Genomic DNA, 535 nt, shown 5'->3' on the forward strand with positions numbered 1-535 from the left:
GCAGTAGCTCGTTGAATCGTGGCCAGACGACGGTTTGGCTGTAATTGGCCCGCAGTTGATGAAAGCCTGGGCGGTATTCGAGTGCGATGGACGGCAACCAGCGACTGGCGGTTTGCAAGGGTTCTTCGGAGTGGGCTTCGGTATTCCAGAGGGCTGCTTTCATCTGGTTGTACTCGCGTCGGATGCCGCTGATCAGTTGCCAGTGTTCGCTCAGATCCAGGTCGTTCAGCAGGTAGGTCGCGCGATTGATTTGGGTGGCACTATAGAAGCGACCACTAAGAGAGGTGCTGCTGTCGGTATCGAGCAGGGTGTCTTGTAGTATAAACCCACTGGATGAGGCGTCGCCGGTAATGAGTTCGGGGGTCAGGATGTCGTTGGGGTTAGGTTGTTCCATCAGTTGGCTATTACTGGTCAGGTCGTCACTGCCGCTGTACGTGTAGAGCAGGTTGTAGCCGTGACGCTGTTTTTGGCTGCTTTCCCATCCCCATTTTAGCTCTCCGGTCAGGAGGTGGCTGTTTATCCCAAAGCTGTATAT

General features: G+C 54.8%; 1 protein-coding gene. It reads right to left on the reverse strand.

Going from position 1 to position 535, the window contains the following annotated elements:
- On the reverse strand, positions 1 to 535 hold a 535-nt coding region (locus Q4563_RS15745), incomplete at both ends, for a TonB-dependent receptor domain-containing protein (protein ID WP_303605135.1).

It is taken from the genome of Gilvimarinus sp. 1_MG-2023 (genome assembly GCF_030548285.1).